Consider the following 25,253-nt stretch of genomic DNA (forward strand, 5'->3'; position numbering starts at 1 on the left):
TAGCAATTAATGCTCACGCGCATGGTTAACGGTATAACGCGGCATTTCTACCACCAGGTCTTCATCGGCGACCAGCGCCTGACAGCTCAGGCGGCTTTCCGGCTCCAGACCCCAGGCCTTGTCCAGCATGTCGTCTTCCAGCTCGCTGCTCTCATCAAGCGAATCAAAGCCTTCGCGCACGATGCAGTGGCAAGTGGTACAGGCGCAGGATTTCTCGCAGGCGTGTTCGATTTCAATCCCGTTGCGCAAGGCAACGTTAAGGATCGACTCTCCTTGCTCGGCTTCCAGTACAGCCCCCTCCGGGCAGAGATCTTGATGGGGCAGGAAAACAATTTTAGGCATGATTAAACCTCATCCACAGAATGGCCAGCCAGCGCGCGGCGAATGGAAGCATCCATACGGCGCGCGGCAAAATCTTGCGTTTGTGCATCTAATGTTTTAATTGCGGCTTCAATGGCGGCAGGATCGGTGCCCTGCGTCGCCTGTTGCAGGCCTTCCACCGCAGCGTCGATAGCCGCGCTTTCAGCTTCGCTCAGCAAGGCGGCATCGCTGGCCAGGGCACCCTGCAGGCTTTCCAGCACCCGCGATGCCTCTACCCGCTGTTCCGCCAGCATGCGCGCGCCAACGTCGCTGTGCGCATTGGCCATCGAGTCTTTGATCATGTCGGCGATCTCGCCGTCGGACAGGCCATAAGACGGCTTCACCTGGATCGAAGCCTCAACGCCGGTGGATTTCTCCATCGCCGTGACGCTCAGCAGGCCGTCCGCATCCACCTGGAAGGTAACGCGGATATGTGCGCCCCCGGCAGGCATTGGCGGTAAACCTCGCAGCGAGAAGCGCGCCAGCGAGCGGCAATCCTGCACCAGCTCACGTTCACCCTGCAACACGTGGATCATCATCGCGCTCTGGCCGTCTTTAAAGGTGGTGAATTCCTGCGCGCGCGCCACCGGAATGGTGGTGTTGCGCGGGATCACTTTCTCGACCAGACCGCCCATGGTTTCCAGACCGAGCGACAGCGGGATCACATCCAGCAACAGCATGTCGCTGTCCGGCTTGTTACCCACCAGGATATCGGCCTGGATCGCCGCGCCGATGGCGACCACTTTGTCCGGATCGATAGACGTCAGCGGCGTGCGGCCAAAGAACGCACCCACCTGCTCACGCACCAGCGGCACGCGAGTGGAGCCGCCCACCATCACCACTTCAAGCACCTCTTCCGCGCTGACACCGGCGTCTTTTAGAGCTCGGCGGCAGGCCATAAGGGTGCGTTTAACCAGTGGCGCTATCAGCGCATCGAACTGTGCGCGGGTCACTTCGCCTTGCCAGTTGGCCACGTCGATGCTGACGCTGTCGGCATCGCTCAACGCAATTTTGGCGGCGATAGCCGCATCCAATAACTGACGTTGGACACCGTGATCGCTGCGATCGGCCACGCCGGCCTGCTCGCGCAACCAGTCGGCCAGCAGGTGGTCAAAGTCATCACCGCCCAGCGCAGAATCCCCGCCGGTGGCCAGCACTTCAAACACCCCGCGACTCAGGCGCAGAATGGAAATATCAAAGGTCCCGCCGCCCAGATCATAAACCGCAATGGTGCCTTCCTGACCAGAATCCAGGCCATAGGCAATCGCCGCAGCGGTCGGTTCGTTCAGCAGGCGCAGCACATGCAGGCCGGCCAGACGCGCTGCGTCTTTGGTGCCCTGGCGCTGTGCATCATCAAAATAAGCGGGAACGGTGATCACGACACCGTCGAGCTCCCCTTCCAGCGCCGCTTGTGCGCGAGTGGAAAGTGCCCTGAGAATGTCGGCGGAAACGCCTACCGGATTCACCAGACCGGCGGCGGTGACGATCATCGGCAGGCCGTTATCGCTGGACTGGAATTGGTACGGCAGGTTCGGGTAACGCTGCTGAACGTCGGCCAGCGAGCGGCCCATCATGCGTTTGATCGAGCTGATGGTATTGGCCGGATCCTGCGCCGCTTGCTGGCGCGCTTCCCAACCTACGCGCAACCCGTCAGTCTGATAGTGCACCACCGAGGGCAATAAATCGCGCCCCTGCGCGTCGGCCAGCGTTTCCGCCTGCCCACTGCGTACCGTGGCGACCAGAGAATTGGTGGTGCCTAAATCAATACCGGCAGCCAGGCGGCGCTGGTGCGGTGCGGCGCTGAGGCCAGGCTCGCTAATTTGTAATAAGGCCATATTGAAGCTTCCACAATCAGAATGTATTACTCAAAACCCAGCAGTTTTTCTTCGAGTTGTTCAACCTGTTGCTGGAGTTTGTCCAAAAAGCGCAGCTTACGCACGGTGTCGGCGGCGTCAGACCACTGCTGGCTATCCAACTGTTGCACCATCATCGCACTGCGCTGTTTGACCGTCTCGTTCACCCGCGAGCTAAAAGCGGCCAGCAGGCTTTCTGCATCCGCTTTGCGTTCAATGGTATCGAGCTCTTCACGCAGTTCCAGCTGTTCCATCAGGAACGCGGTATCGCGCACCGTGTGCTGCTCATTACCCAAATCAAAACCGTGCAAAGATAGCATATACTCCGCGCGCTTTAATGGGTGCTTCAGCGTTTGGTAGGCTTCATTGATGGTCGCCGCCTGCTGCAACGCCATCAGGCGTTCGCGTTCTGGCTGGAGGGCATTGCGATCGGGATGGAATTGGCGCTGCAGATCCTGATAGCGAGAGGCAAGCAGGCCGCCGTCCACGGAATAGCGAACTGGCAGCCCGAATAAAGTAAAGTGATCCATAGCGTGCTCTGAGCTTTATCGGATGAAGTTCCCCCGCGCCGGCGGGGGAGCTTGATGGGACTGTCAGACGTTGAAACTCTCGCCGCAGCCGCACTCGCTTGAGACATTGGGGTTGTTGAACTTGAAGCCTTCGTTCAGGCCTTCCTTAACGAAATCAAGCTCTGTGCCGTCAAGGTAGACCAGGCTCTTGCCGTCGATGATCACCTTGACGCCTTTGTTTTCAAAAACGATGTCGTCATCGTTCATTTCGTCAACAAATTCCAGCACGTACGCCATCCCGGAGCAGCCGGAGGTTCTTACCCCCAGACGCAGACCGAGACCTTTGCCGCGGTTATTCATAAATGCCTGAACACGCTGCGCAGCGCTGTCGCTCATGGTAATTGACATCACAACCTCACACTTCAAAGCCCAACCAAGGTTGGGCTAAATGACTCAGAAATAATTACTTGGCGCTGTGCTTGCTCTTGTAGTCGGCGATCGCTGCTTTGATGGCATCTTCAGCCAGAATAGAGCAGTGAATTTTAACCGGCGGCAATTCCAGTTCTTCGGCGATCTGAGTGTTTTTGATCGCTTCGGCCTGATCAAGAGACTTGCCTTTCATCCATTCGGTCACCAGCGAACTGGAGGCGATGGCGGAACCGCAGCCGTAAGTCTTGAAGCGGGCGTCTTCGATGATGCCTTCATTGTTGACTTTGATCTGCAGCTTCATCACGTCGCCACAGGCCGGTGCACCCACCATGCCGCTACCGACGGTAGGATCTTCGTTGTCAAACGAGCCCACGTTACGTGGGTTTTCATAATGATCGATTACTTTTTCGCTGTAAGCCATGACCTTGCTCCTGAATCCTGAGAATTAATGATGTGCCCATTCGATGCTGTTGATATCCACGCCCTGCTTGAACATGTCCCACAGTGGAGACAGGTCGCGCAGACGGCCGATGGATTTACGCACCAGTTGAATGGTGTAATCGATCTCTTCTTCCGTGGTAAAACGCCCCAGAGAGAAACGGATCGAGCTATGCGCCAACTCGTCGGTCATCCCCAGCGCGCGCAGCACGTAGGAGGGTTCAAGGCTAGCGGAGGTACAGGCGGAACCTGAAGAGACGGCTAGGTCTTTCAGCGCCATGATCAGCGACTCACCTTCAACGTAGTTAAAGCTGACGTTGAGGATGTTTGGAACGCCATGCTCCAGGTCGCCGTTCAGATACACTTCTTCCATATCTTTCACGCCGTTCCACAGACGATCGCGCAGCGTACGCAAGCGCGCCATTTCCGTCGGCATCTCTTCTTTGGCGATACGGTAGGCTTCGCCCATACCGGCGATCTGGTGCACAGGCAGGGTGCCGGAACGCATACCGCGCTCGTGACCGCCGCCGTGAACCTGGGCTTCGATGCGAATACGCGGTTTACGACGCACGTACAGCGCGCCAATGCCTTTCGGGCCATAGATTTTGTGGCCGGAGAACGACATCAGATCGACTTTCAGCTTGCTCAGATCGATAGGCAGTTTGCCCACGCTCTGGGTAGCGTCAACGTGGTAAATGATACCGCGCGCACGGCACATCTCGCCGATAGCTTCGATATCCTGCACCACGCCGATTTCATTGTTCACGTGCATGATCGATACCAGGATGGTGTCTTCACGCATGGCGGCTTCGAGAGCCGGCAGACTGATAATCCCGTTGCTCTGCGGCGCCAGGTAGGTCACTTCAAACCCTTCACGCTCGAGCTGACGACAGGTGTCCAGCACGGCTTTGTGTTCGGTTTTGCTGGTGATGATGTGCTTGCCTTTCTTTTGATAGAAATTGGCCGCACCTTTAATCGCCAGGTTGTCGGATTCGGTCGCTCCGGAAGTGAACACGATTTCACGCGGGTCAGCGCCAACCAGTTCAGCAATTTGGTTACGGGCGATATCTACCGCTTCTTCCGCCTGCCACCCAAAGCGGTGGGAACGGGAAGCCGGGTTACCGAAAGTCCCGTCCAGGGTCAAAAACTGCATCATTTTCTCGGCAACGCGCGGGTCAACCGGCGTCGTTGCTGAGTAATCGAGATAAATCGGTAATTTCATTGCTCTTGTGCTCCGTACATCACTTCCAAAAACTAAAAAAATATCGCCAGCTGCTTATGCGCGCAGATTAACGTTGATAGTTTCTTGCGGACGACCGTTGGCCGTGCGACGGGTATCGTTGTTCTGACGGTCCGCCACCACCAGCACTTCCTGGTTGTTCACCAGTTCTGCCAGCGTAATGTTGTTCAGGAACCCGCTGATGCGCTCACTCAGATCGCGCCACAGGGTATGAGTCAGACAGCGATCGCCACCCTGACAGCCTTCTTTACCCTGACAACGAGTTGCATCTACCGATTCATCGACGGCAGTGATGACAGCGCCAACGGCGATCTCACTTGCGTCTTTCCCCAGCAGATAACCACCGCCCGGCCCACGCACGCTGGCCACCAGGCCATTTTTACGCAGACGGGAGAATAATTGTTCCAGATAAGAGAGCGAAATCCCTTGGCGCTCAGAAATATCCGCCAGAGGAACGGGCCCTTCCTGGGAGTGCAATGCCACGTCAAGCATAGCGGTTACGGCATAACGGCCTTTGGATGTCAGTCTCATAGCTAAATGGTTACCTGTTGGTGAAACATGGCCGAAATTCTGACATTCCCGAGTAAATCAGTCAACTATTTAACCTAGTAATTTACTCAAGTATTAGCACATTTCGTCCTGAGTCATACCAAAAGTATATAAAATACATGTTATAACCATTGGATAACTAATACTATTATTACCGGTCGTTACGCCACATCAAATTAATTACCTTGATGTTTATCCTGTTTCTCTATCGACGTCAGCATGCCACGCAAGATATTCAGCTCCTGAGCTTCCGGCCGCGCTCGGGTGAATAAACGGCGCAATCTGCTCATTACCTGCCCCGGATGTGCCGGGCGGATAAAGCCGCTGTGCTGTAGAGTTTGTTCCAGGTGCTGATAGAAACGTTCGAGATCGTCCACCAGAGGATAAGGCGTTTCTTCCAACTGCGGCGCCCCCACTTGCTGGCGATCGAGATAAGCCACGCGCACTTCATAAGCCAGGATCTGCACCGCCATCGCCAGGTTCAGCGAGCTGTAATCCGGGTTGGCGGGAATGGCGACGTGATAATGGCACTTTTGCAGCTCATCGTTGGTCAGGCCAACGCGTTCGCGACCGAACACCAGCGCAACCGGCGCGTGCTCGCCTTCGTGCACGGCGCGTACGCCGCATTCGCGCGGTTCCAGCATCGGCCACGGCAAAGTGCGTGAACGCGCGCTGGTGCCGACCACCAGGCTACAGCCGGCGATAGCGTCATCAAGGGTGTCAACGATAGTGGCGTTGCCGATCACGTCGCTGGCGCCTGCGGCCAGGGCAATCGCCTGCGAATCAGGTTTTATCAGCGGGTTAACCAGATAAAGGTTGGTTAACCCCATGGTTTTCATGGCTCGAGCGGTCGAGCCCATGTTACCGGTATGGGAGGTTTCTACCAGAACAATGCGGATGTTGTGCAGCATACAAACTCTGAGCGTAGCGGAAAATCACAGCATCTTAACACAGCCATAGGCATTTTGCCGAACAGCTGCTATACTTCGCGCCGTTTCCTGTTCTTTAACATCCTAGTTGGAAGATACCCATGCATCCGATGCTGACTATCGCCGTGCGCGCTGCGCGCAAGGCCGGTAACCTGATTGCCAAAAACTACGAAACCCCGGACGCTGTAGAAGCGACCCAGAAAGGGACCAATGACTTTGTCACTAACGTCGATCGCGATGCAGAGCATCTGATCATCGACGTGATCCGCAAGTCTTATCCGCAACACACTATTATTACCGAAGAACGCGGTGAGCTGGTCGGCGAAGATCAGGATGTACAATGGGTGATCGATCCACTGGATGGCACCTCAAACTTCATTAAACGTTTCCCACACTTCTCCGTTTCCATCGCCGTACGCATCAAAGGCCGTACTGAAGTGGCCGTGGTTTACGATCCAATGCGCAACGAACTCTTTACCGCTGCCCGCGGCCAAGGCGCACAGCTCAACGGCTACCGCCTGCGCGGCACCAATGCCAAAGATCTGGATGGCACCATCCTGGCAACCGGCTTCCCATTCAAGGTTAAACAGCACGCAACCCCTTACATCAACGTGGTTGGCAAACTGTTCACTCAGTGTGCAGACTTCCGTCGCACCGGCTCCGCCGCGCTGGACCTGGCCTATGTGGCCGCCGGCCGCGTTGACGGTTTCTTCGAGATTGGTCTGAAGCCGTGGGACTTTGCTGCCGGCGAACTGCTGGTACGCGAATCTGGCGGTCTGGTGACCGACTTTGTTGGCGGCCATAACCACTTCAGCTCCGGCAACGTGGTTGCAGGTAACCCGCGCGTAGTGAAAGCCATGCTTTCTACCATGCGTGAAGAACTGAGCGAAGCGCTGAAGCGTTAATATCGCGAAGTGAGTGAATAAAGAAAAAGCGCTGCAATTTATTGCAGCGCTTTTTTTATGCCTTTCAGCGGGAGAAAGGCCGGATACCGCCACCGAACTCCGGCTGAGCGCTGGCATACAGCAGCAATCCGGCGAACAGCAGAATCAAGCCACCGGCCAATGCCAGCGATCCCCAGGCAACGGCGCTCCAGGCGGCCGGCGCGCGCGAACGGCTGAGGCGCACCGCCAACCGGCGGCTGTAATGCACCAGCAAGGCCAACAATGAAATGGTCAGCGACGTGCCAAGCGCCATCGCCAACGCGGAAATAACGCCCCAGGTGAATACGCCAATCACCTTGGAAAACAGCAGCACCAGTATCGCCCCCGAACAGGGGCGCATGCCCATCGCCAGCACGATGGCGGTTTGCGTACGCCAGTCACTGCCCGCCTGTAATTCGCTGTCGCTCGGCAAATGGCGGTGCCCGCAGCCGCAGTGTTCGCTGTGAACATGATGAGTCGGCAGCGGTTGCAGGCTATTGATGCGCAGCGCCGGTGACGGACGTAGCGCTTTCACCGCGTAATACAGGCGTTTCAGCGCCCGCCAGCTCAGCAGCACGCCCAGCAGCATGACCAAAATAAAACTGCCCTTCTCCAGCCAGAAACTGCTCTGATGCAGTTGGCGGGAGGATAATTGCAGTACCACCAGCATCAGAGTCACCAACGCGATAGCCACCAGCCCTTGAACCAGCGACGCGGCAAAGGTCAGTTTCAGGCTGCTTTTCAGCCGCGCCGGGTGGGTGGCCAGATAGGTGGCGATCACCACCTTGCCGTGACCGGGGCCAAGTGCATGCAGCACGCCATAGCTCAGGCTAAACAGCGTCAACGCCAGCCCGGCCTGCTGGGGGGCGGCTTTTACCTGCTGCAACAGACCGGCCAATTGTTGATGCAGCCCCTTCTGCCACACCACGCTTTGCATCAGCAGCTGCGGCCAGTAGTGCCACGCCACTTGAGCGGCCAACGCCAGCAACAGCGCAAACAGCAGCAGCGGCCACAGGCTGAAGGCCCAGTGCCGCTTACGCGCAGTGTTCTGGCTGAGATTTATTGACATTGCAAAGTGACCCGCTGCGCGAACTGTTGCCCCAGCGCCATATCTTCGCTGGGTGCATCGTTCTTATCGAGGGACAATGCGTAAGCCTGCAAGGAGGAATCCGGCTTCGGCGTCATCAGGCTGAACTTGCACTGTGGCGCCATTTCCGGCGGCAGATGCAGCGCCGTTTGGTCTTTGTAAGTCATATCGACAAAATAGGTGGGATCGTAGGTGGAGATTTCAAACGGCTTGCCTGCCAGCGGCTGCGGTTCGGCCAGCGGCAACACAAACTCCAGCACCGCCTGATGCCCCTGACGTGACAAGTGGTATTCGGTCGGCAGATTCAGGTATTTCACCGGCTTGCCGTCGCGATACACGTCGGTGAAATAGTGCTGACCGAGCACGTTGGCCATCACTTCCGCCGCCAGCTTTTTCCACACTTCCGAGTCGCTTTTCGCGTTCTGCGCATCGTACAGCAGATCCGCCGAGGTGATTTCATCCATTACCCAAACCATTTTCAAGCCGACCAACTTTTGATCTTTCGCCACGAAGGTGGTGTTCATATCAATGAAGCTGTGCGGGTGTGCAACAACGCCGGCGCTGAACAACGCTAAAAAACCGGCCACAATAAAACGTAACTTCATCATCAAACGATACTCATTATTGTTATAAAGTAACATTAACCAACCTTCAACCACCGTTAATCGGCACAATAATTGTGACGAAAGTGGTAAGCCGAAATAAAACCGGGTGCCGAAGCCGCGCCGCAGCACAGCCTTTTGCTATGCTTATTCATAATTTAAACGTTACCTGCCAGAAGGTGATATGAGCCTGGACACTGCTCCTGTGCCTGAGCTCTCCGGTCAACAACGGCGCTGTCATCTGTTATTGATGCTGTATGCGCCGGTGCCCGCTGTACAACTGGAGACTATCAGCCAAATCAACGGCGTCGACCACCCTACTGCCCGGCAAGATATAGCCGAGGTTGCCAGTGAAATCCAGCGTTTCCACCATCTGGAGCTCGTCGGCAATTCCGACGAAGGTTACCGGCTCAAGGGAAGCGCGCTCAACCAACGCCTCTGCCTGCTCCACTGGTTGCGCAGAGCCCTGCGCTGTAGTCCGGTGTTTATTGACCAACATTTTGCCCCCTGGCTGCACCAGGCGCTGGCGGTAAACTCCGCTCCCTCGCCGCAGTTGGAAAGTTACATCAACAGTTGTGAACCGTTGCTCAACCGTACCCTCGATCAACGCGATCGCCAATTTCTGCAGCACTACCTGTGTTACTGCGCCTGGGAAGCCCAGCGCCAACGGCACCCGGTATTCACCCCCGCGCAACGAGAGTGGCTGCATCAGAAACCGGAACATCAGGCAGCCAGCTTGCTGCATCAATCGCTGAACCAGCTTTTCGCCCTGCAGCCCAAGGCCAGCGAAAGCGACTTTCTGGTACTGATGTTCACCATGCTGAAAAACCACAGCTACCACAGCAACGACTCTGAGGAAGATCTGCGGTTAATGAGAGCGATTGAAAAGATGGTCGAGCGCTTCCAGCAGATTTCCGGCATGACCTTCAGCAGTAAAGAGGATTTGATCAGCCAGCTGTTCGCCCATCTGGCGCCTGCGGTCGAGCGCTGTCGTTTTGACATCGGCATCGACAACCTGCTGCTGGAAGAAGTGGTACGCAAGTACCCGCGTCTGATGCGCACCACTCAGGACGCGCTGGCGCCGCTCGAACAGGAATATGAAATTCGTTTTTCCAGTGAGGAAGCGGGGTTGGTGGCCATCAGTTTCGGCGCCTGGCTGATGCAGGGTAATGCGCTGCAGGAAAAGCAGGTGTTGTTACTGACGCTGGACAACCCGCAGTTGGAAGAGGAAGTGGAATATCAGATCCGCGAATTAACGCTGTTGCCATTAAATATCAAGTATCTGCCGCTGCGCGATTACCTGCGCTCCGGCGCGCCGCAGGGTATCACGCTGGTGATCAGCCCTTATGCGGCGGTACACAGTGAACCGCAACCGCCGCTGATTTATACCGAATTGCCGTTAGAACGCCAGCAGCGCAAAGCCATCCGCGCGCTGCTGGAAACGACTTAACGGTTGCCGCTGACCGCAACGGCCGGCGGGCGAATAAACAACGCCGGCACCGCCACCGCCGCCATCACCCAGAATACCCCGCCCTGCAGATGTTCAAACAGGAAGCCGGCAATCACCGTCATAATCGCAATACCGCCCCCCATCGCCAGCGCCGAGTAAATCGCCTGCAACCGGATCACCTCCGGCCCTTTGCGTGCAGCGATAAAACGCATCGCCGCCAGATGGCAAACGGTAAAGGTGCCGCAATGCAGGATCTGGATCACCAGCAGCCAGCCCAGTTCGGTGCTGTAAGCCATCAGGCTCCAGCGCAGCACCCCGCAGCAGGCGGAAAGCAACAGCAGATTGCGCGCATTCCAGCGGCGGAACAGGAAATTGCTGCTGGCGAAAATAATGACTTCCGCCACCACGCCCAGCGACCACAGATAACCAATCGTCGAAGCCGAGTAGCCGGCCTCCTGCCAGTAGATAGAGCCAAAGCTGTAATAGCCGGCATGCGCGCCCTGCAGCAACGTAACGCACAACAGGAAACGCCAGACCGGCCCTTCCTTGAGCATTTCACGCAATGAGCGGTCTGGCCCGCTTTGGGTACGCGTCTCCCCCTGCGGCATCACGCTCGGTTTCAGCATCATGCCCAACAGCATCGCCAGCACGCTGAGGATCAAGCTGTAAAGAATGGCGTTATGGCCCCAAACCGACACCATTTGCCCGGTCAGCGCCGAACCGATCACAAACGCCAGCGAACCCCACAGCCTGACATGGCCGTAGTCCATGGTGATTTGTTTTTGCCAGGTGGCGGCCAACGCGTCGGTCAAGGGTACCAACGGCGAGAAGAACAGGTTGAAGCCGGCAATCACCAGCATCAGCCAACCCCAGCCGTTGCCGAAGCAGAACCCCACGGCGAAGGCCAACGTCAGCAACGCCAACAGGCGAAGCGCCGTCACCAGATGGGAAGGATCTTTAACCCGGGGAGCGATCAGCAAACTGCCGAGGAAACGCGCAACCAAACCGGCACCGAGCAGCAGACCAATGGTTTCAGGCGCGATGCCTTCGCCTTTCAGCCAAACGCCCCAAAACGGTAAGAAGATGCCATAAGAAAAGAAGTAGGTGAAATAACTGAGAGCGAGCCAACGCGTTGATTGCAGAACCATGATCCCTCCGGTGTGTAGGCGATACTTTGACAGAGCTCACACTCGCGAGCAACGCTCATTCACGATCAAGGGGATAGAGTGCTAAGCAGTTCACAGTTTGCCGGTACAGGCATAAAAAAACCCGCCGAAGCGGGTTTTTAAAGAGAAAGCAGAATTATGCGTAGACCGGCAGGCGGGCGCAGATCTCCAGCACTTTCTTCTTGGTGCGTTCGATGGTGGCTTCATCGTTGATGTTGTCCAGCACGTCGCAGATCCAACCGGCCAACTCAGTCACTTCAGCAGTTTTGAAGCCACGGCGGGTCACAGCCGGCGTACCGATACGTATGCCAGAGGTAACGAACGGGCTCTTCGGATCGTTCGGCACGCTGTTTTTGTTCACGGTGATATTGGCGCGGCCCAGGGCTGCGTCAGCTTCTTTACCGGTCAGGTTTTTGTCAACCAGGTCCAGCAGGAACAGGTGGTTATGAGTACCGCCGGAGACCACTTTGTAGCCGCGCTCCAGGAACACCTTCACCATCGCTTTGGCGTTATCGGCGACTTGCTGCTGGTAAACCTTGAACTCAGGCTCCATCGCTTCTTTCAGCGCTACCGCTTTACCGGCAATCACATGCATCAGCGGGCCGCCCTGGCCGCCAGGGAATACGGCGGAGTTCAGCTTCTTGTACAGATCTTCATCACCGCCCTTCGCCAGGATCAAGCCGCCACGCGGACCCGCCAGGGTTTTGTGGGTGGTGGTGGTGACGATGTGCGCGTGCGGAACCGGGTTCGGATAAACGCCGGCGGCGATCAGGCCCGCAACGTGCGCCATGTCAACGAACAGGTAAGCACCGATGCTGTCTGCGATTTCACGCATTTTTGCCCAGTCAACCAGACCGGAGAAGGCTGAGAAGCCGCCGATGATCATTTTTGGTTTGTGGGTCTGCGCTTGCTTGGCCAGATCGTCGTAGTCGATTTCGCCTTTTTCGTTGATGCCGTAAGGCACCACGTTGTACAGCTTGCCGGACAGGTTGACCGGTGAACCGTGGGTCAGGTGGCCGCCGTGCGCCAGGTTCATGCCCAGAATGGTGTCGCCCGGCTGCAGCAGCGCGGTGTAGACGGCGAAGTTAGCCTGGGAGCCGGAGTGCGGCTGAACGTTGGCGTAATCTGCGCCAAACAGCTCTTTAGCACGGTCGATGGCCAATTGCTCAACGATATCCACGTATTCGCAGCCGCCGTAATAACGCTTGCCCGGATAGCCTTCAGCGTATTTGTTGGTCAACTGGGAACCCTGAGCCTGCATTACGCGTGGGCTGGTGTAGTTCTCAGACGCAATCAGTTCAATGTGCTCTTCCTGACGCACGACTTCTTGCTCCATTGCACGCCACAGTTCGGCATCATAATCGGCAATGTTCATTTCACGCTTTAACATCCGGCATCTCCTGACTTAAATCGGCTAACTAAAAAATCACCAAATAACTACCCGGTTGGGTTCTGGGCAACAGTGTAAACTGTTTTCCCCTACCGAGGATAGGTCTTGACAGAGGTTTTTACGCAAACGATTGGCATGACGCGCTGCAAGGCTTTGATCCGATAAATCACGCCATCCGGCAACGGATTTTTACTCATGCTGAGAATGCGTTTTTTTCATGTTCTGTGAGCGGGATCGTCGCTTAACAACGCCGCAACAAGAATAAGGGTATTTACAGCCCCGGCGGAAATCGCTAGTATTTGCGCAAATCTAAAGATGCATTTAACATGCATCTTTATGAGTATTCCAATAATTGAAGTCAAAGGAGCGCTACCATGCTGGATAGCCAAACCATCGCCACCGTAAAATCCACGATTCCCCTGCTGGCTGCAACCGGGCCTAAACTGACCGCTCATTTCTACGATCGCATGTTCGAACACAATCCTGAGTTGAAAGATGTTTTCAACATGAATAACCAGCGCAACGGCGATCAACGCCAGGCGTTGTTCGATGCGATCTGCGCCTACGCCGCCAATATCGAAAATCTGGCGGCGTTGCTGCCGGCGGTAGAGCGTATTGCCCAGAAACACACCAGCCTGAATATCCAGCCGGAGCAGTATCAAATTGTCGGCGGCCACCTGCTGGCGACGCTGGACGAAATGTTCAGCCCAGGCCAGGAAGTACTGGATGCCTGGGGCAAGGCCTACGGCGTATTGGCGAACGTGTTTATCCAGCGTGAAGGCCAGATTTATCAGGAAAGTGAAAACGCGAATGGCGGCTGGCGCGAACGGCGCGCTTTCCGCATTGTCAAAAAGCAGCCGCAAAGCGATGTGATTTGCAGCTTCGTGCTGGCGCCGGTAGACGGCGGCCGCGTGATTGACTTCAAGCCGGGGCAATATCTGGCGGTCTATATCAATCACGACAGCATGGAAAATCAGGAAATCCGCCAATACTCACTGACCACCGCGCCGAACGGCGAATACTACCGCATCGCGGTGAAGCGTGAAGATCAAGGTAAGGTCTCGAATTTCCTGCACCAGCAGGCCAAAGAGGGCGATGTGCTTTATCTGGCGCCGCCGCACGGGGATTTCTTCCTTGACGTGCAGCCAACCACCCCGCTAGCCCTGATCTCCGCCGGCGTAGGCCAAACGCCCATGCTCGGCATGCTCAATACCCTGCACGACAGTCAACATCAGGCGAAAGTGCACTGGTTGCATGCAGCGGAAAACGGCAACGTTCACGCCTTTGCAGATGAAGTGGCGGATATCGCCAGCCGCATGCCAAACCTGAGCCGTCACGTCTGGTACCGCGAGCCGGGCACCGACGACGTGGAAGGCCGCGATTATCAGAGCCGCGGGTTGATGGACCTCAGCGCACTGCGCGAAACGCTCGACGATCCACAGATGCATTATTACTTCTGCGGCCCAGTGCCGTTTATGCAGCATGTTGGCAAACAGCTGCTGGAAATGGGCGTGAACGCCGATCGCATCCATTACGAATGCTTCGGCCCGCATAAGGTACTGTAATCAAACGGGGCGCGGTCTGTGAACAGCACCGCGCCCCGCCGTTATGTTGGATCAGATAGCTTCTTCGTCCTGTTCGCCGGTACGAATACGCACCACGCGCGCCACGTCGAAGACGAAGATTTTACCGTCGCCGATTTTACCGGTTTGCGCGGTTTGCATGATGGTTTCCACGCAGGTATCGACGATATCGTCGGCCACGACAATCTCAATTTTCACCTTCGGCAGAAAATCGACCATGTACTCCGCGCCACGGTACAGCTCGGTGTGGCCTTTCTGGCGGCCAAAGCCTTTCACTTCGGTCACGGTCATACCGGTAATGCCGACTTCGGCCAGAGCCTCGCGGACGTCATCCAGTTTGAACGGCTTGATAATCGCGTCAATTTTTTTCATCTTCTTTCCTTAATTACCAAAATTACCAATTTTTTCGGCCAAAGCCGGATGTGATTGGGTAGCGGCGGTCTTTGCCGAAATTGCGGGCGGTAATACGCGGCCCGACTGCGGCCTGACGCCGCTTGTATTCGTTGATATCCACCAGGCGGATAACCTTGCGCACGATCGCCTCGTCGAAGCCTTCTGCCACCAGATCGGCAACCGACTTATCACGTTCGACGTAACCTTCCAGAATCGCATCCAGAATGTCGTACGGCGGCAGGCTGTCCTGATCGACCTGATCCGGCGCCAGCTCGGCGGACGGCGGACGATCGATAACGCGCTGCGGGATCACGTAGGAGACGGTATTGCGGTATTCGGACAGTTTGAACACCAGCGTTTTCGGCACATCCTTCAGTACGTCAAAGCCACCGGCCATATCACCATACAGCGTGGCGTAGCCCACGGCCATCTCGCTTTTGTTACCGGTGGTCAGCACGATGCTGCGGCGCTTGTTGGACAATGCCATCAGCACCACACCGCGGCAGCGCGCCTGCAGGTTTTCTTCAGTGGTGTCGCGTTCGGTACCGGCAAACATCGGCGTCAGCTGGCCCATAAAGGCGTCGAACATCGGTTCGATGGAGACGATATCGAACTCGACACCGAGAATTTCAGCCTCTTCCTTGGCGTCGGCGATGCTGATATCCGCGGTGTAGCGGAACGGCATCATCAGCGCCTGGACCTTGTCTTTACCCAGAGCATCGACGGCAATCGCCAGCGTCAGCGCCGAGTCGATACCGCCAGACAGCCCCAACACCGCGCCCTTGAAACCGTTTTTGGTCACGTAATCGCGCACCGCCAGCACCAGCGCTTCATAGACCTGCGCCAGTTGCGGCAACTCGGCGGCCGGTGCGGTCATCGGCACCACGTCCAGTTCGTTGAACCTCAACAGCGTCACCTGCTCGGCAAACGCCGCCAGGCGGTGGGTCATGTTACCGGCCGCGTCGAACACCTTCGAGCAACCGTCAAAAATCAATTCATCCTGCCCGCCGATCTGGTTCAGATACACCAGCGGCAGGTGGGTGCGCTGACAATGGCCGGCCATCAGCGTCTTGCGGATATACGGCTTCTCGCGATTGTACGGCGAGGCGTTGATCGACAAAATCATTTCGGCGCCGGCGGCCTTGGCAGCATCGACCGGTTCGGGGAACCACAGGTCTTCGCAAATCAGCAGGCCCAGACGATAGCCTTTCAGGTTCACCACGCAGGTTTCGTTGCCGGCGTGGAAGTAGCGTTTCTCATCGAAGACGCCGTAGTTCGGCAACTGTTGCTTGAAATAGCGCGCCAACAGTTGCCCTTCAGAGAACAGCGACAACGCGTTATACAGCTTGTCGCCTTCGCGCCACGGGTGGCCAACCAGGATCGCCACATCGGTGGACGCCTGCTGCAGGCGATGAAGCTGCGCGTCGCAACGTTGGTAGAAATCGTCGCGATACAGCAGGTCTTCCGGCGGGTAACCGGACAGCGCCAGCTCGGTGAACATGACCAGATCGGCTCCCGCCTTCTGCTGCTCTTGCACGGTTTGCAACATGCGTTCGGTGTTGCCTTCAATGTCACCGACCAGCAAATTCAGCTGGGCCAATGCGATGGAAAGTGATCTGCTCATTGTTTAGGATCCTGCTTAATACGTTCCATGGTTCTCTACGCCCGGTCATGCCACGACAAAGAGAACGGAGTGTAAATCATTCCGCCACGTTTGTTGAGAACCTGCGCGCGCAGGCCATGGCGGAAAATATCATTCTTTAAAATCGTTGGCGTCCAGCTCGTGGCGCGACAGCAATTTATAAAACTCGGTACGGTTGCGCCCCGCCATGCGTGCGGCCTGGGTTACGTTACCCTTGGTGATCTGCAACAGCTTGCGCAGATAGTGCAATTCAAACTGATTGCGCGCCTCGACGAAGGTCGGCAACGCGGTATTTTCCCCTTCCAGCGCCTGCTCCACCAGCGCTTCGCTGATCACCGGCGCAGACGTCAGCGCCACGCACTGCTCGATCACGTTCACCAGTTGGCGCACGTTGCCCGGCCAGGTGGCGGTCACCAGGCGCTTCATGGCGTCGGAAGAGAAGCTGCGGACAAACGGCTTGTGGCGCTTGGCGGATTCACGCAGCAGATGGTTGGCCAGCAGCGGAATATCTTCAGCCCGTTCATTCAGCGCAGGGATCTTCAGGTTCACCACGTTCAGGCGGTAGTAGAGATCTTCGCGGAACTCGTTTTTCGCCATCGCCTTTTGCAGGTCACGGTGGGTGGCGGAAATAATGCGCACGTCGATGTCCAGATCGCGGTTGCTGCCCAGCGGGCGCACCTTGCGCTCCTGCAGCACGCGCAGCAGTTTAACCTGCAACGACAGCGGCATATCGCCGATCTCATCGAGGAACAGCGTGCCGCCCGCCGCCGCCTGGAACAGCCCTTCACGGCTGCTGACCGCACCGGTAAACGCCCCTTTGGCGTGACCGAACAGCTCAGACTCCAGCAGTTGTTCCGGCAAGGCGCCGCAGTTAATGGCGATAAACGCCTTTTTGCCGCGCGGGCTGGCACCGTGGATCGCCTGGGCCAACACTTCTTTACCGGTGCCGCTGTGGCCATTGATCAGCACGCTGACGTCGGACTGCGCCACCATTTTCGCCTGCTCCAGCAGGCGCAGCATAATCGGGCTGCGGGTGACGATATCTTCGCGCCAGCTGTCGTCACCGGCCGGCAGCGAAAGCGACAGCGCTTCATCTATGGCCTTGTACAGCGCATCGCGATCCACCGGTTTGGTGAGGAAGCTGAACACGCCCTGCTGAGTGGCGGCTACCGCATCCGGGATCGAACCATGGGCGGTGAGGATGATGACCGGCATGCCAGGCTGGTGCTTTTGAATTTCGGCAAACAGCGCCATGCCGTCCATTTCGTCCATCCGCAGATCGCTGATTACCAGATCAATCTGTTCACGCCCCAACAGGCGCAGCGCTTCCTGGCCGCTTTCGGCGGTGGTGACATGAAAACCTTCGCTGGTCAGGCGCATACCCAACAGCTTGAGCAAGCTGGGATCGTCGTCAACCAATAACAGATTGGCCGGTTTGCGTGCTGTCATCGCGCGTGAGACTCCTTGTTAGCGGGGGGCGGCGCGTAGGTATCTTCCGGATCCACCGGCAGGGCGGTGCCCTTTTCCGGTTCGGCTTCCGGCTCTGCGGCCTTGGCCGACGCGGCATTTTTATCTGCGGCGTCGGTTTTTTGCTGTGTCGCGCCGTTATCCGGGATTTCGCCCTGTAACTGCTTGCGCGAGGAGAGCTGACGTTCGATATCGGTCAAATTCTCCAGCTTGCGCGAAGTATCCTGTAACTGGGCCTGCAAGCGGATCTGGCTCTGGCGCAGCGCATCTATCTGGCCGTCCGAACTTTCCTGCAGGTGCTGATAACGCGCCTTTTCATCGAACAAGGTGATCTGCAGAACCTGCTGCTGACGCCACAGTTGCAGCAACGGGCGCAAGGAGCTTGGGAACGCCAGGCGGTAACTGTTCAGACGATCGATCATCTGGCGGCGTTCGCCCGACGTCGGCTCGGCGCTACCCAGCAGAATACTTTGCTTGAAAATACCGTCCCAGCTGTCGCCAGGCAGGGTTTTCGCCAGCGAGCGCGCCTGGGTCGACCCTACGCGATCGGCGCAATCCATCGCGCGCAGCCAGTAAAGTGAATTATTCAACGCGTCTTTGTCGTCGAGCTGCCACAGGGTATCGCAGGCTGCGATGCGGTAATCCACCACTTTGGTGTCCGGGATCGCTTCTTGCTGCTGCTGACTCAGGCCGCTGCTGACCGCACGATCGACGCAGCCTGCCAGCAAAAACGGCATGCAAAGAACGCTGCCTAAAAAGGAAAGACGACGCTTGCCGAGTGGCGCGCTCTGCGTGGCACGCGGTGAACGTTCGGTCTGCAATAGACGAAGGCGTTTAGACCATGTGTACATTATTTATTCATTCTCGGCGGTTAATGGCAATTCAATGCGGAAGCAGACGTCTGCGCCGGCGACTTCGACCAGCTGCAATTCACCGCGCATCCGGCGGATACAATCCTGAGCGATGCTCAACCCCAGACCGCTTCCTTTTACCGCCCCTTTTCGCTGGTGGCTACCCTGGAAAAAAGGCTCAAAAATCATGGTTTGCTCGGCCTCGGGGATTGGCGTGCCGCTGTTGGCGACATCAATCTGCACCCGTTGCCCAACCTGACGGCTGCGAATCCAAATGTTACCGGATTCCTTGCCGTAGTGCACCGCATTGGAGTAGAGATTATCCAGCACGCGCATTAAAAGCGTAGGCTCTGCCCAGCAGATTTCCGCATCCAATGTGATCTCGGTGCGGATCATTTTCGCCCTGGCCGGCAAACTGTGCGCAGCGACCACCAACTCGACCATATCGCGCAGTTCAACATTCTCATGTTCCGCCGGGCCATCGGCCAGTTTACGGTTGTAATCCAGCAGTTGCTCTATCAGCAGTTGCAGGTGGCGGCTGCTGTTATCGAGAATAGTCACGACTTCTTTCTGATCGGAGGTCAGCGGGCCGGCCACTTCGTCTGCCAACAGTTCAGTCCCCTCGCGCATGCTGGCCAACGGCGTCTTCAATTCATGCGAGATATGGCGCAGGAACTCATGCCGCTGCGACTCCAGCCACGCCAGGCGCTCACTCAGCCAGATGATGCGTTGCGCCAACGAACGCAGCTCACGCGGGCCTTTAAACGACTCGGTGCTGCCCAGCGCCCGCCCTTCCCCCAGACGGTTGATCATGCGCTCCACCGCTTTCACCGGGCCGATAATCATGCGGGTGAAAAGCACCACCAGCAGCACGCTGACCAGAAACAACATCAGCGCCTGCCAGCCGAAGAACTGGCCACGTTCGGCAATCGCCTGCTGCAACTGCTGCCCGCGCGAGAACACTACGGCGCGCGTAGCTTGCACCATCTCGGCGTTGGAACGCGAGAAAGACTCCAGCAGCGTCGATGCCTGTTTGTCCGGCCCGCTGCTCTGGCATTTAATCGCAGCGAGCTGGGTCAGCAGGCTGCGCAACGTTTGATAATAGCGTTCATCCGGCAGGATCGGCGCATGGGCGTCCAGCATCTGCGAATACTGCTTACGTTGATTTTGGTACAGCCGCTCCAGGGTGGGATCTACCAGCACGCAATACTGACGATAGCTGCGCTCCATCTCCAGCGCCACGCTGGTCATCGCCTCGCTGCGCCGCGCATCCACCAGCGTGGTGCGGTTGATATCCGCCGCCTGCGCGCTGAGATGATCCAGGCTTTGATAAGCCTGATAAGCCAGCACCAGCAGCGGCAGCAGCACCAGCAGAAACGCCATCAGGACCAACTGACGCAGCGAGCGGGGGAATAAACGCCATCTTTTCAACGAAATCATCTCATTGTCTCTCATCTGCTTCGATGCTAACCGAGTCACCGGTGAGAGGAAAGCCCGGCGTTCAGCGGAGCGTCAGGAAAATAGGGGGAATCGAGCTGTGAGGATGAGGAGTTTGTGTTTGGACCTATCGTCTATACCCAAAATAATTGGAGTTGCGTCAAGGCGACAAGCTTGTAAGTCCCCAGGAGCTTACTCAAGTAAGTGACTGGGGCGCACAAGCGCAGTCAACACAGATGCAACTTCAAGTATGAAGGGTATTTGACGCTGGGGCAGGACTGCCCCATCGCAAGAAAGTGTGGATGCCCTTGAATCTCGTCCCCAGGGTGATGTAGCACAAGGCTGGCATCGAACAGGACGAATAGCATCCATAAGTATCCGGGATTGATGAACACTCATCACAGTTGGATACAGGCGGTGCCTCACTCCACGTGTCGCCCGATGCTTGATAAAGCCGCTTGCGCGTCTGTTATCGGTTTGGTTGGACGATAGGCACCATTTCTTAGGCATCATTCGGAGGCTTATGAGGCAAACTTCCGTCTAAATACGGGGCCATCATAAAAAGTTGAATGAGCAACTGAGGATAATAATGCACTTTGCGTGCCAACTTTTCAACACATTTATTAACACAATGAATACATTGAAAAATAAATTAAAATACAGTCTATAAGTTCAAATTAACCCATTATGGGTCGATTAAAAAATAGCCACCTTGTCGCCAAAAACCGACAACTTAAGCCAATTAATTTTTCATCATTATAAATCAATGAGTTAAATGTCTCTTTTTAGAGACATGGAAAAGGTTCTCTGTCGCAAAATGCAGACAGCGGCAAACCGGCACGGGCGCAATAAGTAAAAAGGGACGCAATCTCTTGCGCCCCTTTCGTTACCGCGTGGTAACCGCTTAGCCCAGTTGCTTGCGGGCGTTGCGGAACATGCGCATCCACGGGCTGTCTTCGCCCCACTCTTCCGGGTGCCATGAGTTGCTCACGGTACGGAATACACGTTCCGGGTGCGGCATCATCACCGTCGCACGGCCGTTGCTGCTGGTCACTGCGGTGATGCCGTTTGGCGAACCGTTAGGGTTGGCTGGATAGGTTTCCGTTACCTGACCGGCATTGTCCACAAAGCGCAATGCCACCAGGCCACTGCTTTCCAGCGCCGCCAGGTGTGCGGCATCACGCACTTCAACGTGCCCTTCGCCGTGGGATACGGCGATCGGCATGCGTGAGCCGGTCATGCCCTGCATGAACAACGACGGGCTGGCCGCCACTTCCACCAGGCTGAAACGCGCTTCAAAACGATCCGACAGGTTACGTACGAAACGCGGCCAGTGTTCGGCACCCGGGATCAGATCGCGCAGGTTCGACATCATCTGGCAACCGTTGCACACGCCCAATGCCAGGGTCTGCGGACGGTGGAAGAAGGATTCGAATTCGTCACGAACGCGGTCGTTGAACAGAATCGACTTCGCCCAGCCTTCACCGGCGCCCAGTACATCGCCGTAAGAGAAACCGCCGCAGGCAACCAACGTATGGAAGTCCTGCAGATCGCGACGCCCTTCCAGCAGATCGCTCATATGAACGTCTACCGCATCGAAGCCGGCGCGGTGGAAGGCGGCAGCCATCTCAACGTGGGAGTTGACGCCCTGCTCGCGCAACACCGCCACTTTAGGGCGTGCGCCCTTGGCAATGTAAGGCGCGGCAATGTCTTCTTCCGGCGCAAAGGTCAGCTTGACGTTCAGGCCCGGGTCGCGGTCGTCCTGTTTGGCCTGGTGCTCCTGATCGGCGCATTCCGGGTTATCGCGCAGGCGTTGCATCTGCCAGGTGGTTTCCGCCCACCAGGTGCGCAAGGTCGCGCGGCTTTGGCTGTACAGCGCTTTGTCGCCCTGAGTAATCACAAAGCGATCGCCGGCCTGCACGCTGCCGATGTGATGCACATTGTCCGTCAGGCCGTGTTGAGCAAAGACCTGTTGCACCGCTTCAAGCCGGTCGGCCGTGACCTGAATCACCGCGCCCAGCTCTTCGTTGAACAGCGCTGCCAGCGCGTCGTCGCCCAGCCCTTTGATATCCACGTTCACGCCGCAGTGGCCGGCAAACGCCATTTCCGCCAGCGTAACCAGCAGGCCGCCGTCGGAACGGTCGTGGTAAGCCAGCAGCGCGCGATCGGCCACCAGTTGCTGCATGGCGTTGAAGAAGCCTGCCAGCTGTTCTACATTGCGCACGTCGGCCGGCTTGTCGCCCAGTTGGCGGTAAACCTGCGCCAGTGCGGTAGCGCCCAGTGCGTTACGGCCGTTGCCCAGGTCGATCAGCAACAGCGCACTCTCGCCCTTATCGGTACGCAATTGCGGCGTCACGGTGTGGCGAACGTCTTCCACGCGGGCAAAACCGGTGATCACCAGCGACAGCGGCGACGTCATTTCGCGCTGCTCTTCGCCTTCCTGCCAGCGGGTTTTCATCGACATCGAGTCTTTGCCCACCGGAATGGTGATGCCCAGCGCCGGGCAAAGCTCTTCGCCCACCGCTTTCACCGCTGCATACAGGCCGGCGTCTTCACCCGGGTGACCGGCTGCCGCCATCCAGTTAGCGGAAAGCTTCACGCGCTTGAGCGAACCGATTTCGGTCGCGGCCAGGTTGGTCAAGGCTTCCCCTACCGCCAGGCGGCCGGAGGCGGCGAAGTCCAGCAAGGCTACCGGCGCACGCTCGCCGATCGACATCGCTTCACCATAGTAACTGTCCAGGCTGGCGGTGGTCACCGCGCAGTCGGCTACCGGGATCTGCCACGGGCCAACCATCTGGTCACGCGCCACCATGCCGGTTACGGTGCGGTCGCCGATAGTGATCAGGAAGGTTTTCTCTGCCACAGCAGGCAAATGCAGAACGCGTTTTACCGCATCCTCCAGGGTGATGTTCGCACGTTGGATCGGCTCGCCTTTGACCTGCAGACTGGTCACGTCACGCGTCATTTTCGGCGTTTTGCCCAGCAGCACGTCCAGCGGCATGTCGATCGGTTGATTGTCGAAATGGCTGTCGTTCAGCGTCAAATGTAGCTCTTCGGTGGCTTCGCCGATCACCGCATAAGGTGCGCGCTCACGGCGGCAAATTTCGTCAAACTGCGCCATCTGCGCCGGCGCAATTGCCATCACATAGCGTTCCTGCGATTCGTTGCACCACACTTCCAGCGGGCTCATGCCCGGCTCGTCGTTAAGGATATCGCGCAGTTCGAAACGGCCGCCGCGGCCACCGTCGCTGACCAGTTCCGGCATGGCGTTAGACAGGCCGCCGGCACCTACGTCGTGGATAAACAGAATCGGGTTTTGTTCGCCCAACTGCCAGCAGCGGTCGATCACTTCCTGACAGCGACGTTCCATTTCCGGGTTGTCGCGTTGTACCGAGGCGAAGTCCAGATCGGCATCGGACTGACCGGACGCCATGGAAGAAGCCGCACCGCCGCCCAGACCGATATTCATCGCCGGGCCGCCGAGCACAACCAGCTTGGCGCCCACGGTGATTTCACCCTTCTGCACATGATCGGCGCGGATGTTGCCGATACCGCCCGCCAACATGATGGGCTTGTGGTAGCCGCGCAGTTCGACGCCGTTATGGCTGTTGACCTGCTCTTCATAAGTACGGAAGTAGCCTACCAGCGCAGGACGACCGAATTCGTTGTTGAACGCCGCGCCGCCTAATGGGCCGTCGGTCATGATATCCAGTGCGGTCACGATGCGATCCGGTTTGCCGAAGTCCTGCTCCCACGGCTGTTCAAAGCCGGGAATACGCAGGTTGGAAACCGAGAAGCCCACCAGACCCGCCTTGGGCTTGGCCCCGCGGCCGGTGGCGCCTTCGTCGCGGATCTCGCCGCCGGAACCGGTAGCGGCACCCGGCCATGGGGAGATCGCCGTCGGGTGGTTATGGGTTTCCACCTTCATCAGGATATGCGCGTCTTCCTGATGGTAGTCATACTGGCCGTTTTCCGGCGCAGCAAAGAAACGGCCAACCTGAGAACCTTCCATGACCGCCGCGTTGTCTTTATAAGCAGACAGTACGTAATCCGGCGTCTGCTCGAAGGTGTTTTTGATCATTTTGAACAGCGACTTAGGTTGCTGTTCGCCGTCGATGATCCAGTCGGCGTTGAAAATCTTGTGGCGGCAGTGCTCGGAGTTGGCCTGCGCGAACATATAGAGTTCGATATCCGTCGGGTTGCGCCCCAGACCGGTAAAGGCATTCAGCAGATAGTCGATTTCATCCTGCGCCAGCGCCAGCCCCAGCTTGAGGTTGGCCTGTTCCAGCGCGCTGCGACCTTCGCCCAGCACGTCCACCGCCTGGTACGGCGCCGGTTGATGCTGAGCAAAAAGCTGTTCTGCCTGCTGCAGTTCGCCGAATACCGTTTCCATCATGCGATCGTGCAGCAACGCGGCAAGCTGTTGCCACTGCGCTTCGGTCAGCGTCGGCGCCTTGACGTAAAACGCCAGGCCGCGCTCCAGCCGCACCACTTGCTTCAAACCGCAGTTGTGGGCGATATCGCTGGCTTTGGAAGACCAGGGGGAAATGGTACCCGGACGCGGCGTCACCAACAGCAGGCGGCCTTCAGGGGCATGTTCGGCGAGAGAGGGGCCGTACTTGAGCAGGCGCGTGAGCTTGCCATGTTCTTCGGCACTTAGCGGTGCGTTAACATCGGCAAAGTGGACGTATTCGGCGTAGATATCACTGACCGGAAGTTGAGCGTCCTGACAGCGGGACAGCAGTTTGGTAATACGAAAAGCCGACAAAGCGGGCGAACCACGCAGTATTTCCATAATCAAAGTTCTCTCGTCTTCGAAGCAACTGACTTCAGCACTTCTTTGGGCGCAACAGGGGAAAACGCGCGCCATTATAGAGAATCTACGCCGCCGACGAAACCGTTTGCGCAGCTATTATTGATAAAAGCTGTTCGCCCCCTCGAATTGTCATAACGTG

At 57.2% G+C, this 25,253-nt stretch carries 21 protein-coding genes; 3 read left to right on the top strand and 18 right to left on the bottom strand.

Going from position 1 to position 25,253, the window contains the following annotated elements:
* Nucleotides 1-6: 6 nt before the first annotated feature.
* The 8 genes from fdx to trmJ form a co-directional block, all read right to left on the bottom strand.
* Nucleotides 7-342, bottom strand: a complete 336-nt coding sequence (gene fdx / locus SERAS12_RS19100) for an ISC system 2Fe-2S type ferredoxin (protein WP_013814154.1) — start codon at nt 340-342, stop codon at nt 7-9.
* A gap of 2 nt (nt 343-344) precedes the next feature.
* On the bottom strand, nt 345-2,195 hold the full coding sequence (gene hscA, locus SERAS12_RS19105; RefSeq protein WP_013814155.1) for a Fe-S protein assembly chaperone HscA: 1,851 nt from the start codon (nt 2,193-2,195) through the stop codon (nt 345-347).
* Nucleotides 2,196-2,221: 26 nt separating this feature from the next.
* Entirely contained in the window at nt 2,222-2,743 is a 522-nt protein-coding gene (gene hscB / locus SERAS12_RS19110; RefSeq protein ID WP_013814156.1) for a co-chaperone HscB, read from the bottom strand.
* 63 nt (nt 2,744-2,806) lie between these two features.
* Nucleotides 2,807-3,130 carry an iron-sulfur cluster assembly protein IscA gene (gene iscA, locus SERAS12_RS19115; protein ID WP_004952089.1) on the bottom strand — a complete coding sequence of 108 codons (324 nt, stop codon included), beginning with the start codon at nt 3,128-3,130 and terminating at the stop codon, nt 2,807-2,809.
* Between the two features lie 55 nt (nt 3,131-3,185).
* A complete protein-coding gene (iscU, locus tag SERAS12_RS19120; protein WP_004952090.1) occupies nt 3,186-3,572 on the bottom strand; it encodes a Fe-S cluster assembly scaffold IscU in 387 nt (128 codons plus the stop codon).
* Between the two features lie 24 nt (nt 3,573-3,596).
* Nucleotides 3,597-4,811 carry an IscS subfamily cysteine desulfurase gene (locus SERAS12_RS19125; protein WP_013814157.1) on the bottom strand — a complete coding sequence of 405 codons (1,215 nt, stop codon included), beginning with the start codon at nt 4,809-4,811 and terminating at the stop codon, nt 3,597-3,599.
* A 54-nt stretch (nt 4,812-4,865) separates the two neighbouring features.
* On the bottom strand, nt 4,866-5,360 hold the full coding sequence (gene iscR, locus SERAS12_RS19130; protein WP_006318200.1) for a Fe-S cluster assembly transcriptional regulator IscR: 495 nt from the start codon (nt 5,358-5,360) through the stop codon (nt 4,866-4,868).
* 194 nt (nt 5,361-5,554) lie between these two features.
* Nucleotides 5,555-6,289, bottom strand: coding sequence for a tRNA (cytosine(32)/uridine(32)-2'-O)-methyltransferase TrmJ (trmJ, locus tag SERAS12_RS19135; protein WP_006327339.1), 735 nt, complete (start codon nt 6,287-6,289; stop codon nt 5,555-5,557).
* A gap of 119 nt (nt 6,290-6,408) precedes the next feature.
* Between trmJ and suhB the strand changes: the two genes are divergently transcribed.
* Nucleotides 6,409-7,212 (top strand): inositol-1-monophosphatase, encoded by an 804-nt coding sequence (gene suhB, locus SERAS12_RS19140; RefSeq protein WP_013814158.1) that lies wholly within the window; start codon nt 6,409-6,411, stop codon nt 7,210-7,212.
* A gap of 64 nt (nt 7,213-7,276) precedes the next feature.
* Here suhB and SERAS12_RS19145 read toward each other — a convergent pair whose 3' ends face one another.
* Nucleotides 7,277-8,299, bottom strand: a complete 1,023-nt coding sequence (locus tag SERAS12_RS19145; protein ID WP_013814159.1) for a nickel/cobalt transporter — start codon at nt 8,297-8,299, stop codon at nt 7,277-7,279.
* On the bottom strand, nt 8,290-8,925 hold the full coding sequence (locus SERAS12_RS19150) for a DUF1007 family protein (RefSeq protein WP_370576167.1): 636 nt from the start codon (nt 8,923-8,925) through the stop codon (nt 8,290-8,292). Before SERAS12_RS19150 ends, SERAS12_RS19145 begins: the two co-directional genes overlap by 10 nt.
* A gap of 178 nt (nt 8,926-9,103) precedes the next feature.
* On the opposite strand from SERAS12_RS19150, the gene csiE reads away from it, so the two are divergent.
* A complete protein-coding gene (gene csiE / locus SERAS12_RS19155; RefSeq protein WP_013814161.1) occupies nt 9,104-10,369 on the top strand; it encodes a stationary phase inducible protein CsiE in 1,266 nt (421 codons plus the stop codon).
* Here csiE and SERAS12_RS19160 read toward each other — a convergent pair.
* Complete coding sequence (locus tag SERAS12_RS19160) at nt 10,366-11,517, bottom strand: 3-phenylpropionate MFS transporter (protein WP_013814162.1); 1,152 nt, start codon at nt 11,515-11,517, stop codon at nt 10,366-10,368. The two genes, csiE and SERAS12_RS19160, sit on opposite strands and share 4 nt — an antisense overlap.
* Nucleotides 11,518-11,671: 154 nt before the next feature.
* The gene (gene glyA / locus SERAS12_RS19165; RefSeq protein WP_013814163.1) at nt 11,672-12,925 is read right to left on the bottom strand and encodes a serine hydroxymethyltransferase; all 1,254 of its coding nucleotides are present in this window, start codon (nt 12,923-12,925) and stop codon (nt 11,672-11,674) included.
* A 374-nt stretch (nt 12,926-13,299) separates the two neighbouring features.
* Here glyA and hmpA point away from each other — a divergent pair, with 374 nt between their 5' ends.
* A complete protein-coding gene (gene hmpA / locus SERAS12_RS19170) occupies nt 13,300-14,490 on the top strand; it encodes an NO-inducible flavohemoprotein (protein ID WP_013814164.1) in 1,191 nt (396 codons plus the stop codon).
* A gap of 51 nt (nt 14,491-14,541) precedes the next feature.
* On the opposite strand, the gene glnB is transcribed toward hmpA, so the two are convergent.
* The 6 genes from glnB to purL form a co-directional block, all read right to left on the bottom strand.
* Nucleotides 14,542-14,880, bottom strand: a complete 339-nt coding sequence (gene glnB / locus SERAS12_RS19175; RefSeq protein ID WP_004847623.1) for a nitrogen regulatory protein P-II — start codon at nt 14,878-14,880, stop codon at nt 14,542-14,544.
* A gap of 22 nt (nt 14,881-14,902) precedes the next feature.
* Nucleotides 14,903-16,525, bottom strand: a complete 1,623-nt coding sequence (locus tag SERAS12_RS19180) for an NAD+ synthase (RefSeq protein WP_004952129.1) — start codon at nt 16,523-16,525, stop codon at nt 14,903-14,905.
* A 129-nt stretch (nt 16,526-16,654) separates the two neighbouring features.
* Nucleotides 16,655-17,992: a two-component system response regulator GlrR gene (gene glrR, locus SERAS12_RS19185; protein WP_013814165.1), complete on the bottom strand. Its 1,338-nt coding sequence runs from the start codon at nt 17,990-17,992 to the stop codon at nt 16,655-16,657.
* Nucleotides 17,989-18,861 (bottom strand): two-component system QseEF-associated lipoprotein QseG, encoded by an 873-nt coding sequence (qseG, locus tag SERAS12_RS19190; protein WP_013814166.1) that lies wholly within the window; start codon nt 18,859-18,861, stop codon nt 17,989-17,991. The genes glrR and qseG overlap by 4 nt, the downstream gene beginning before the upstream one ends.
* Nucleotides 18,862-18,864: 3 nt before the next feature.
* Complete coding sequence (locus SERAS12_RS19195; RefSeq protein ID WP_013814167.1) at nt 18,865-20,301, bottom strand: HAMP domain-containing sensor histidine kinase; 1,437 nt, start codon at nt 20,299-20,301, stop codon at nt 18,865-18,867.
* Nucleotides 20,302-21,202: 901 nt separating this feature from the next.
* On the bottom strand, nt 21,203-25,093 hold the full coding sequence (gene purL, locus SERAS12_RS19200; protein ID WP_013814168.1) for a phosphoribosylformylglycinamidine synthase: 3,891 nt from the start codon (nt 25,091-25,093) through the stop codon (nt 21,203-21,205).
* Nucleotides 25,094-25,253: the final 160 nt, after the last annotated feature.

Origin of the sequence: Serratia sp. AS12 (assembly GCF_000214195.1) — a bacterium.
In the GTDB taxonomy this organism is placed as follows: domain Bacteria; phylum Pseudomonadota; class Gammaproteobacteria; order Enterobacterales; family Enterobacteriaceae; genus Serratia; species Serratia plymuthica.

What these genes read in the sequence shown, in the direction of transcription:
- glyA (WP_013814163.1), bottom strand. Translation starts at nt 12,925, where the DNA reads ATGTTAAAGCGTGAAATGAACATTGCCGATTATGATGCCGAACTGTGG.
- trmJ (WP_006327339.1), bottom strand. Translation starts at nt 6,289, where the DNA reads ATGCTGCACAACATCCGCATTGTTCTGGTAGAAACCTCCCATACCGGT.
- SERAS12_RS19160 (WP_013814162.1), bottom strand. Translation starts at nt 11,517, where the DNA reads ATGGTTCTGCAATCAACGCGTTGGCTCGCTCTCAGTTATTTCACCTAC.
- SERAS12_RS19180 (WP_004952129.1), bottom strand. Translation starts at nt 16,525, where the DNA reads ATGAGCAGATCACTTTCCATCGCATTGGCCCAGCTGAATTTGCTGGTC.
- SERAS12_RS19145 (WP_013814159.1), bottom strand. Translation starts at nt 8,299, where the DNA reads ATGTCAATAAATCTCAGCCAGAACACTGCGCGTAAGCGGCACTGGGCC.
- glnB (WP_004847623.1), bottom strand. Translation starts at nt 14,880, where the DNA reads ATGAAAAAAATTGACGCGATTATCAAGCCGTTCAAACTGGATGACGTC.
- purL (WP_013814168.1), bottom strand. Translation starts at nt 25,093, where the DNA reads ATGGAAATACTGCGTGGTTCGCCCGCTTTGTCGGCTTTTCGTATTACC.
- hscA (WP_013814155.1), bottom strand. Translation starts at nt 2,195, where the DNA reads ATGGCCTTATTACAAATTAGCGAGCCTGGCCTCAGCGCCGCACCGCAC.
- hscB (WP_013814156.1), bottom strand. Translation starts at nt 2,743, where the DNA reads ATGGATCACTTTACTTTATTCGGGCTGCCAGTTCGCTATTCCGTGGAC.
- suhB (WP_013814158.1), top strand. Translation starts at nt 6,409, where the DNA reads ATGCATCCGATGCTGACTATCGCCGTGCGCGCTGCGCGCAAGGCCGGT.
- csiE (WP_013814161.1), top strand. Translation starts at nt 9,104, where the DNA reads ATGAGCCTGGACACTGCTCCTGTGCCTGAGCTCTCCGGTCAACAACGG.
- iscR (WP_006318200.1), bottom strand. Translation starts at nt 5,360, where the DNA reads ATGAGACTGACATCCAAAGGCCGTTATGCCGTAACCGCTATGCTTGAC.
- SERAS12_RS19195 (WP_013814167.1), bottom strand. Translation starts at nt 20,301, where the DNA reads ATGATTTCGTTGAAAAGATGGCGTTTATTCCCCCGCTCGCTGCGTCAG.
- hmpA (WP_013814164.1), top strand. Translation starts at nt 13,300, where the DNA reads ATGCTGGATAGCCAAACCATCGCCACCGTAAAATCCACGATTCCCCTG.
- qseG (WP_013814166.1), bottom strand. Translation starts at nt 18,861, where the DNA reads ATGTACACATGGTCTAAACGCCTTCGTCTATTGCAGACCGAACGTTCA.
- iscA (WP_004952089.1), bottom strand. Translation starts at nt 3,130, where the DNA reads ATGTCAATTACCATGAGCGACAGCGCTGCGCAGCGTGTTCAGGCATTT.
- glrR (WP_013814165.1), bottom strand. Translation starts at nt 17,992, where the DNA reads ATGACAGCACGCAAACCGGCCAATCTGTTATTGGTTGACGACGATCCC.
- iscU (WP_004952090.1), bottom strand. Translation starts at nt 3,572, where the DNA reads ATGGCTTACAGCGAAAAAGTAATCGATCATTATGAAAACCCACGTAAC.
- SERAS12_RS19125 (WP_013814157.1), bottom strand. Translation starts at nt 4,811, where the DNA reads ATGAAATTACCGATTTATCTCGATTACTCAGCAACGACGCCGGTTGAC.
- SERAS12_RS19150 (WP_370576167.1), bottom strand. Translation starts at nt 8,925, where the DNA reads ATGATGAAGTTACGTTTTATTGTGGCCGGTTTTTTAGCGTTGTTCAGC.
- fdx (WP_013814154.1), bottom strand. Translation starts at nt 342, where the DNA reads ATGCCTAAAATTGTTTTCCTGCCCCATCAAGATCTCTGCCCGGAGGGG.